This is a genomic window from Prevotella sp. C0209C1 (genome assembly GCF_056583855.1).
The window spans coordinates 1-7,410 of the sequence record NZ_JBWPJP010000051.1 but is presented as its reverse complement, the minus strand read 5'-3'; the positions used below and the strand labels follow the sequence as shown (position 1 = coordinate 7,410).

Below are 7,410 nucleotides of genomic sequence, written 5' to 3'. Positions count from 1 at the left end.
TATGTAATTCCCGCTATTAGGGCTTACTCGGGACTTCCACCCGTTAGAAAATGCTCATGCCGAGCGTACAATAAAAAGCGATTATACATACTTATATTAATAAGGTATAATCGCTTTTTTGTTTATCCAAAATTATCGAATCGAATAGCTTCTTTATCTACACCAAGACTATCAAGATAATCTGTAACAGTTTTTATAAGCATAGGAGGACCACATAAATAGTACTCACAGTCTTCTGGAGCTTCATGAGTGTCAAGATATTCTTCACGAATACAATTCACAGCAAACCCTTCATAATATTTAACTCCCGCTTCATCTGCTATAGGGTCTTTTCTATCAAGTGAAAGATGAAAATGAAAATTAGGATATTCTTTCTCTAATTCCCAAAAATCTTCTAAAAAGAAAGCCTCTCCAAGAGCACGTGCACCATAAAAGAAATGCATTTCACGATCACGAGTATGCAACGTTTTTAGCATATGCATGATTTGACTACGCAAAGGTGCCATACCAGCACCACCACCTATCCAAATCATTTCTTTACCAGAAGTGAAATTAGGAGCAAACTCTCCATAAGGACCACTCATCATAACTTTATCACCAGGCTTTAAGCTAAATATATATGATGACCCTATACCTGTTGGTACATTTTGAAAACCTTTTTGTGGCTTAGGCAAGAAAGGAGGAGTAGCTATACGCACGGTAAGTGTTATAATATCTCCTTCTGCAGGATAATTTGCCATTGAATATGCTCGCACAGTATCCTCAGGGTTGTTTGCTACAAGAGAGAACAGATTAAAATGTTGCCAAGCTCCTATATAATCTTCTCCTATAAGCTCCTTATCAAAATCAGTATCATATCTAAGATTACTATATTTGGGAATACGGATTTGAGCATAAGAACCAGGAACAAAGTCCATGTGCTCTCCCGGAGGTAAAGCCACCTTAAACTCTTTAATAAAGCTGGAAACATTTTTATTAGAAATAACCTCGCACTCCCATTCTTTCACACCTAATACCGTTTCAGGTATTTTTATAGAAATATCGCCTTTTACTTTTGCCTGACAACCTAAACGCCAATTTTCTTTTATTTCTTTACGAGAGAAATGTGGACGTTCTGAATCTAAGATTTCGCCACCACCTTCTATAACCTGACATTTACATTGTCCGCAGCTTGCCTTACCACCACAAGCTGATGGGAGATAAATACCATTTTCGTTTAAAGTAGCCATAATAGAACTCCCTTGTTCCACTTCTAACTTTTTATCTCCATTAATAGTAATAGTAACCTTACCACTGGGGCTAAGATATTTTTTTGCTATAAGTAATAGTATTACCAATATTAAAATGGTAACGAGGAAGACTATAATGCTTGTTATTATAAAATTCATAGCTCTTTTTAAAGTTTAATACCTGAGAAACACATCATTGCAATAGCCATTAAGCCTACTGTTATAAACGTAATACCCAAACCCTGCAATGGTTTTGGTACGTCCGAATACTCTAAACGCTCACGGATAGCTCCCATAAATACTATAGATAATGTCCAACCTAAGCCTGAGAACAATCCATACACAAGAGCTTCCCATACAGATCCTATAAACTGGGAACTTGAAGGATCTAATCCTATACGTTGCTGCATAAACAATGAAGCTCCCATTATAGCGCAATTAACAGCTATTAGCGGTAAGAATATTCCTAAAGCACCATATAAAGCCGGTGAAAATTTTTCTACAGCCATCTCTACTATCTGCACTATTCCTGCAATAACAGCAATAAAAAGAATAAAACTCAAATAAGTAAGATCTATACCTTCTGCTAAACAGTCTGGCCCGAGAACCTTGGTGAGTAAAAGATAGTTAACAGGAGTAGTAACAGTTAACACAAAGGTTACAGCAATACCTAACCCAAAAGCTGTCTTTACATTCTTTGAAACGGCTAAAAAAGAGCACATTCCTAAGAAGAATGCAAAAATCATATTATCCACAAAGATGGATCTAAAAGCTAAACTTAATAAATGCTCCATAACTATTTTTTATTATCCTCTTTATAAAAATATCCTCTATGTATCCAAATTATACAACCAAGTAATATCAATGCTAATGCCGGCATTGACATTAATCCGTTATCAAGATAACCTGCATTATAAACACTTTGAGGAATTACTTTAAAGCCTAAAAGCGAACCGCGCCCAAAAAGCTCACGCACAAAACCTACAATAAATAATATCACTGCGTAACCTAACCCATTGCCTATACCATCAAGGAAACTTGGCCAAGGCTTATTTGTCATAGCAAAAGCCTCTAAACGTCCCATTAAGATGCAATTAGTAATAATTAGCCCGACATACACTGATAATTGTACACTAACATCATAGGCAAAAGCCTTCAATATCTGACTTACTACTGTAACCAAAGCTGCTACAACCACCAATTGTACTATAATACGAATACGATTTGGAATAGTATTACGAATAATAGAAATAATAACGTTAGAGAAAGCTGTAATAATAGTTACCGCAAGTCCCATCACTATCGCTGGCTTCAATTGTGAAGTAACAGCAAGTGCAGAACAAATACCCAAAACTTGAACCATTATAGGATTGTCCAAATTTAAGGGCTTAAAAAGCACTTCTTTATTGTCTTTTGAAAATAGACTCATTTCCTTTTATATATTTTTATTATACGTTTTATTTACTTGTCAAAAACTTAACATAAGGCTGAAGACCACCTTTTTCTGCTTGAAACATCTCTGTTACACCATTACTTGTTAACGTAGCACCCGTTACAGCATCTACCTGTGTTTGTGGATTAGTAACTTTTTTCATAACAGATAAAGCAATTTTTTTATTATTAGAAGAAGAAAAGAGCTGCTTTCCTTTAAACTTATCTTGCCAAGACTTGTTATCTTTTATTTCAGCACCAAGCCCGGCAGTTTCACTTTCATGATTAAAATAAGCTCCAAAAACAGTCTTCTTATCTGCATTTATTGCTATAAAACCATTTATAGGACCCCATAGACCATTACCATAAACAGGTATTACATATTTTATGTTGCCATTCACATTGCAACGGAAAAGAGCTAATTTCCCCTCTTTAGCATCTTTGCTATTTAGTTTAAATCCAGCTTTTGTGCCTCCTCGTTCCCCTACGGTAATAGTTTTACCATCTGCATTAATAATATCATCAGATATAATAATCTCTTTCCATAATTTTTCTGCTTGGGCATTACTCATTCCTCTATCCTGATTTAGAGCAAACAAAATTTGTTTCTGCTGATCTATACGAACATTTACATCTTGTATAGGTTTTAATGCCTGGAAAACAAAAGCTAATAAGAAAGCTACTATTATCACAAGTATAATAGAATAAATTATTGTGTATGAATTACTACTCGTTTTCATTTTCATATCTCCTTATTTTATCTTTGTACGCTTTAAACGCTTACTAATATTAGACTGAATAACACAATAATCTATGAAAGGCGCACATAAATTACCAAATAAGATAGCAAGCATAACACCTTCAGGAAAACCTGCATTCTTAACACGCACTATTATAGCCATAGCACCTACTATGATACCAAATATCCATTTCCCTATCTCGGTATGACAAGAGGTTACAGGATCTGTAGCCATGAAAACAGCACCGAAGCAAAAGCCTCCTAATAAAAGATGTTCATACCATTGTAATGGTGAAGCACCTGTAACATGAAATATAAAAGCTACTATACTACCACCAAAGAATACACCAAGCATCGTCTTCCAACTGGCTATACCTGTCCAGATTAAGATGATAGCACCTATGATAATAGCTATAACAGAAGTTTCACCAACAGAACCCGGTATTAAGCCCATAAACATATCATGAAAAGAGGTTGTTATATGCCCTCCTCCTGCTATCTGACCTAAAGGTGTAGCCATTGTAAAACTATCAGGCGCATCGTATCCTAAACCAAAACAAGAATTTGTATCCACCCAAATTTTATCACCTGTCATCTTGCTTGGATATGCAAAAAATAAAAAAGCACGCACAAGTAGAGCAACATTAAATATATTCATACCTGTACCGCCAAAAATCTCTTTACCAAATATTACAGCAAAAACTACAGCCAAAATCAATGTCCATAAAGGTATTGTAACAGGACAAATCAATGGTATTAATATTCCAGATACTAAATAGCCCTCTTGTATTTCTTCTCCTTTCCATTGCGCCCAAGCAAATTCTACACCAAGACCTACAATATAAGATACCAAAATATTAGGTAACAAAGCGAAGAAACCATAAAAAAACATATTAAGAAATGTAGTCTCTGCAAGTTTACCTGCAGCAATAGCATTTTGATAGCCAATATTATACATACCAAACAGCACCGCTGGTATCAAAGAGATAACTACAATACTCATAATACGCTTAGTATCAATAGCATCATGAATAGAAACGCCTTTCTTTGACGTTATGTTAGGCACATATAAAAAAGTGTCAAATCCGTCGAAGACGCTCTTAAAAGAATGTAGCTTACCGCCCTCTTCAAATTTAGGACGTAGTTTGTCAAGATAATTTCTTAAACTCATTTTTAAAATTATTTAACGAATTGATAGATGATAGCCCATTAAGCATTCTCCTTTCGAAGAATATCAAGACCTGTACGAACAATTTTTTGAAGCTCTAACTTTGAGCTATCTACAAATTCTGCTAATGCAAAATCTTCTGGACTTATCTCATAAATGCCTAACTGTTCTTGCTTATCAATGTTTCCTACAATGATAGCTTTAATAAGAAACTCGCCGTATATATTCATAGGTAAAACTTTATCATATTCACCACTCATAATAATATGGCGTTTACTACCCTTAATACGGGCATCTATATCATATTCTTTCTTTTTTCCGAATAGCCAACTAAAGTAACTGCGTGATATAGAAAACATATTTAAACGAGGCTTTATCCAGCCTGCAAATTCGTTTATATCATCACCTTCTGGTATAGCAGTAATTTCTGACGTATGTGCCCCTACAAAACTTTCAGTATTTGCTATAACACCTGTCAAAGGATTGCCCTTTAAAAGGCGAGCTTTTCTGTTAGTTTCTATATTTTTACCAATTAAAGCCTTTATAGGTGTTCCTACTAAAGCATCTATATACCCCGTTTGCTTCATCATGCTACCTGCAATAGCTATTTTCCTTGTAAGATCTACCCTACCCGTATTAAACAAACGCCCTATAAAAAGAACTACAGTAGGATCTATTGTCCAAACTTTCTCACCTTTATTCACAGGGTCTATATGGTTTACTTGTACACCGACATTACCTGCTGGGCAAGGACCATCAAAAATGTTAATATCTACATCTTTTGCGCTTATAAGTGCTGATGACGTCTGTTTTGCTCCTAATCCTAAATACACTTTAGATATTTTAGCTAATGCTGATAATCCGGTTTGGAACTCTTTTTCCTGCCCTTTTAGCTCAAATTCAAAATCGCCCTGTAAAGGCTTATCCCTTAAAGCAGAAATAAAAATAGATTTTGGCACTTCCATGTTTTCAACACTTATATCATAAGGCAATTGCTGAATATAACCAAACAGCCCCGCATCAACAATGCTTTTTATAATATCTTCACTGGCCAAACTGCTAATATCTTTTTTCCCAAAATCAATATATTGCTGATCTTTATCGGGCTTTACTTTTACTAAAAGGACTTTACGTCGCTTACCACGCACTATACTTGTAATAACACCACTAACTGGAGAAGCAAAACCTATTTCAGGATATTTCTTTTCTACAAACAAAAATTCTCCTGCTAAAACATGATCACCCTCCTTAACTACTACTTTTGGAGTTACCCCAACAAAGTCATCTGGTGAAAGAGCATACTCACAAGCCTCATCAATATTTTTAGATAAGCTCTGCAATAAAGCACGCCCTTTCATATTTATGTCTAAGCCTTTTCGTAACTTAATAACATTAGCCATAATATTTATATTATAGATTTTATAATCATAAAAAACAACTTTGCAAAAGTACCAAAAAATAAGAACATTATGAAATAACTAAATAACAATTTTACATATAACACTCCACTTTACACCATAAAAAAGCCTAATACTCTGTTCTAAAATCATCTTTTATGACGTTTGAAAAAACTAAAGCTACTCATTTTGTAATAAGACAAAAAACTATTCTTACGAATCATCAGGCTACTAACAGCTGTTATAATAAGTATTATACCTATTCCTATAGAAAGAGTGAGAGGCTCACCTAAAACAAGAATGCCTATAGCCATAGCCGTCAATGGCTCAAAAGCTCCTAAAATAGCTACATTAGAAGAAGATGTAAAATGCATTGCTTTTACTAAAGTAAGATTGCTTATTGTTGTAGGAATAAGACCTAATAATATAAGCGAAAAGCACGCTTCCCAGCTATCTAACGGCTGAACACAACCTATAAAGATATAAGAATAAATAAGTAAATATATTAAAGCTGTAATAAATATATAAAAATTAACCTTTAAAGCTGGTATATGACGAATTTTCATTTTAGGAAAAATAACCATATATACAGCATAACAAAGTCCTGCAACCAACTCAAAAATAACCCCTTTGATAGGATATGTACCTGTAGCACTCCCCACTCCTCCTAAGAAAGCTACTCCTAACACAGCAAAAACTATGGCAAAAGCTATGCGTAAAGTTAATTTTTCATGTACGAAAAATATAAGTAAAAGCTCTGTCCAAACAGGATATGAAAACAGTAAAGTGGTAGCAATACCACTTGGCATATAATGATAACCCTCAAACAAACAAACGGAAGACGCCGTATATAGCAATGAGCAAACTGCTATCTCTAAAACTTCTTTTTTGTCGATACGCATATTCTTTTTCAGTAAAAGCAATATTATCAACATAAAAACACAACCAAAAACATATCTATATATAAGTACAGAGGGTAAAGCAAAGCCCGACTTCATAAGCGGAACAGAAAACAAAGGTATTGTTCCAAACGTTGAAGCAGACAATATTGCATACAGATTTCCCTTTAAGGCATTATTCTTCATAAGTGCAAATGTACTTATAAAATATTATACAAAAATATTTTGCCTTTGTTTTTAGTAATATAAAAAAGCAATGTGCATCTCTTTTTATATCATAAAAACAATAGTTTTAAAGGATCTAAATTATCCATTTAATGGGAAAATAATAATATTATATTATAAAAAATAGATTATTTTTAGTGCATTTTTAATTTATTTTTCCATTAAAAATAAATTATTTTTAGTTTGCTTTGAATGCTTTTTATTAGCAAAGACATCTGCTTTTTAGCAGCTAAGCATAAGCGTTTAAAATCGAGTAGGAGGTAAACCCTAATCATAGGTGTTTATTTCCTACTTTCGTGTTCACCGACCTCTCACACCACCG

Annotated in this window: 7 protein-coding genes; all 7 read right to left on the bottom strand. The window is 34.1% G+C overall.

Going from position 1 to position 7,410, the window contains the following annotated elements; translation table 11 throughout:
* Positions 1–122 precede the first annotated feature (122 nt).
* The gene (gene nqrF, locus AC1DCD_RS09875; RefSeq protein ID WP_008451324.1) at positions 123–1,388 is read right to left on the bottom strand and encodes an NADH:ubiquinone reductase (Na(+)-transporting) subunit F; all 1,266 of its coding nucleotides are present in this window, start codon (positions 1,386–1,388) and stop codon (positions 123–125) included.
* A gap of 8 nt (positions 1,389–1,396) precedes the next feature.
* Positions 1,397–2,023 (bottom strand): NADH:ubiquinone reductase (Na(+)-transporting) subunit E, encoded by a 627-nt coding sequence (gene nqrE / locus AC1DCD_RS09870; RefSeq protein ID WP_036856344.1) that lies wholly within the window; start codon positions 2,021–2,023, stop codon positions 1,397–1,399.
* 2 nt (positions 2,024–2,025) lie between these two features.
* Complete coding sequence (locus AC1DCD_RS09865) at positions 2,026–2,658, bottom strand: NADH:ubiquinone reductase (Na(+)-transporting) subunit D (RefSeq protein WP_008451326.1); 633 nt, start codon at positions 2,656–2,658, stop codon at positions 2,026–2,028.
* 28 nt (positions 2,659–2,686) lie between these two features.
* Positions 2,687–3,400, bottom strand: coding sequence for an NADH:ubiquinone reductase (Na(+)-transporting) subunit C (nqrC, locus tag AC1DCD_RS09860; RefSeq protein WP_008451333.1), 714 nt, complete (start codon positions 3,398–3,400; stop codon positions 2,687–2,689).
* Between the two features lie 12 nt (positions 3,401–3,412).
* Positions 3,413–4,570, bottom strand: a complete 1,158-nt coding sequence (locus tag AC1DCD_RS09855; protein ID WP_464641333.1) for an NADH:ubiquinone reductase (Na(+)-transporting) subunit B — start codon at positions 4,568–4,570, stop codon at positions 3,413–3,415.
* Positions 4,571–4,608: 38 nt separating this feature from the next.
* On the bottom strand, positions 4,609–5,967 hold the full coding sequence (locus AC1DCD_RS09850; RefSeq protein WP_464641331.1) for a Na(+)-translocating NADH-quinone reductase subunit A: 1,359 nt from the start codon (positions 5,965–5,967) through the stop codon (positions 4,609–4,611).
* A 146-nt stretch (positions 5,968–6,113) separates the two neighbouring features.
* Positions 6,114–7,049, bottom strand: coding sequence for a DMT family transporter (locus tag AC1DCD_RS09845; protein WP_464641329.1), 936 nt, complete (start codon positions 7,047–7,049; stop codon positions 6,114–6,116).
* Positions 7,050–7,410 lie beyond the last annotated feature (361 nt).